The organism is Flavobacterium muglaense (genome assembly GCF_014305155.1).
In the GTDB taxonomy this organism is placed as follows: Bacteria; Bacteroidota; Bacteroidia; order Flavobacteriales; family Flavobacteriaceae; genus Flavobacterium; species Flavobacterium muglaense.
In genome coordinates this window covers 1-2,262 of record NZ_JACRUK010000074.1, presented here as the reverse complement: position 1 = coordinate 2,262, position 2,262 = coordinate 1, and the positions used below count along the sequence as shown (strand labels likewise).

General features: G+C 33.3%; 3 protein-coding genes. 2 read left to right on the top strand and 1 reads right to left on the bottom strand.

Going from position 1 to position 2,262, the window contains the following annotated elements; all coding sequences use genetic code 11:
* The first annotated feature begins 126 nt into the window (after positions 1–126).
* Positions 127–939, top strand: a complete 813-nt coding sequence (locus H8R24_RS17065; protein ID WP_187021427.1) for a DNA alkylation repair protein — start codon at positions 127–129, stop codon at positions 937–939.
* Between the two features lie 147 nt (positions 940–1,086).
* Here H8R24_RS17065 and H8R24_RS18100 read toward each other — a convergent pair whose 3' ends face one another.
* Complete coding sequence (locus H8R24_RS18100; RefSeq protein WP_222621511.1) at positions 1,087–1,410, bottom strand: hypothetical protein; 324 nt, start codon at positions 1,408–1,410, stop codon at positions 1,087–1,089.
* A gap of 182 nt (positions 1,411–1,592) precedes the next feature.
* On the opposite strand from H8R24_RS18100, the gene H8R24_RS17060 reads away from it, so the two are divergent.
* Positions 1,593–2,057, top strand: a complete 465-nt coding sequence (locus tag H8R24_RS17060; protein ID WP_134355640.1) for a hypothetical protein — start codon at positions 1,593–1,595, stop codon at positions 2,055–2,057.
* Positions 2,058–2,262 lie beyond the last annotated feature (205 nt).

Here is a 2,262-nt window from a genome sequence, read left to right as displayed (position 1 = left end):
GTTAATCAAAGTTTGGTTCTCCGCATCAACATTTGTGGTGAAAATCGCCACCTTCGCCAAGCCCGAAACCGTTAGCGGTAATGCCACGAGAACTGAAAACGAGACAATAACTGACAGAAATATATTATGAAAGAAGTTAAAAGAAAAGGTTCAAAATCGACAAAAGACATTCCAAAAGAAATCTTGGAACAACTTAACAACGGACAAATTGAAACCGCAAACCTTGTTGAGTGGTTGGCTGTTGACCAACGACTTTTGCTTGAAAATTTACTCAAACAGACAAATAGGACAAAATATCTAAAACCAATCCTTGCTGATATTGAAAACTTAAAAAAGCAAACTGTAAACACCATTAATGAAGCAATTGGAACAGGATTTTTTGAGCAATCGATAAAAAATAACGACACCGAAATACTGGCAATAATATCAACCCACAAATCTGACTTAATTCGTTGTTGGGCGACTTATACAATAGGCAAAAATCAAAATTTGGATATATCACAAAAACTCATACAAATTCAACCATTTTCGGCAGACAAACATTTTGGAGTAAGAGAAATTTGTTGGTTAGCAGTTAGACCAAGCATTGCTAAAAACTTATCAGAAAGTTTAAATATATTGAGAAGTTGGACTGCAAATAAAGATGAAAACGTAAGACGGTTTGCAAGTGAAGCGACACGACCTCGTGGCGTTTGGTGTGAACATATTGAAGAATTGAAACATAATCCTGAATTGGGCTTGACCATTTTAGAACCTATGAAATCGGACAAAGCAAAATATGTTCAAGACAGCGTTGGAAATTGGCTGAACGATGCAAGTAAAACACAACCTGACTTTGTAAAGAACATTTGCAAAAAGTGGGAGAAAGAAAGTAAGACGAAAGAAACAGCTTACATAATTAAAAAGGCATTACGGACAATTGAAAAACAGGCAGTATAAAAGGCACTACCGCTAACAAGGGTTTTGCAAAAGCTGGGCTTCAGTGCTAAATTGAACATTTGGAATTCTAATGAACATTGTGCTAAATTTGAACATTCGTACTTCTAAACCCAGCCTTCGCAAAGCCCAAAACCGTTAGTGTAAACCCTAGTATAACCGCAAAGATCGCAGCCAATTTAATAGTTTAGGATTACTTTTGCTTATTGTAAACCCCCAATTCCCAGTAATGAAAAAGTTGATTGGTAAATAAATAAACATTAATAATATAACAACTAAAGCAATAGGTAGCGTAAATCTTGTATATAAATTAACTGGCGTCTTAACTTCTGTGTAGAAATCCATTTTTAAATCTATAAATCTATCAGCAAGGTCATCGCTATTAATATTAGACAGCTCGGGAAATACTTCTTTAAATCTTGGGATGTAATTAGCATCATTGTGCGACCAAGTTCTTTTTAATTTTCTGTACATTTTTTTGTTTTTTAGTATTTAATAAATAGAAGAGCTATACACTAACACACGTTTGTAACTATTGCTGGTTTAGTGGAATTACGTAGTATGTTCACGTTCATTTTAAGCAGAAAAACCAGTTTTCATAATCCGCAACATTTACAAGCGTTTTCCGTTGTATGCTATAATAGAAAAACTGAACGATGAAAAAATATTTATTAATTATTTGTATGTTAATTGCAATTTCTTGCCAGAAGAAAGCAAGCGTCAAGGAAACAAACATTGAGAATTCAACATTACCAAAAAATGAAAATAGAATTGTAGAAACAATTTCCGAAAAGAATACAGATATTGAAAGTGTACAAAATATTGACCGACCAAAACAGAGTGAAATAATAAAATCGAAATATGATTCTAAATTACTTTTTGGAATTTGGACATATGACCCAAAAGGTCCACATGCAGATTTTGAATTGACTAAAAAATCATTTTATGTTGTAGACTATGATGGTGATGGAGATATGCCTTACATAATAAACCAAGATACAATCAGAGTTTACTACAATGATTATGTTAGTGTTGGTATAATTAAAAATGCTACAAAAGACACTTTGAAAATTGACTGGAACGAAAGCGGAATAACAAATTATGTTAAGTGGAAAGGATAATTACAGCATACAACAGCCATTTAGCAATATTGCGAATTTTGTGGTGAATTCACGTTTACGTTTCGCAAGAAATTTTATCTTTAACAGAAAATAATCCGTTACGAAGTTCGCAACATCGCTAAGTGGCGAAACGTTGCTGTAAATAATGGCGTAGCAGGAGAGAATTAGGAAGAAGAAAAATATTTTTCTTCGATCAACAGAATTG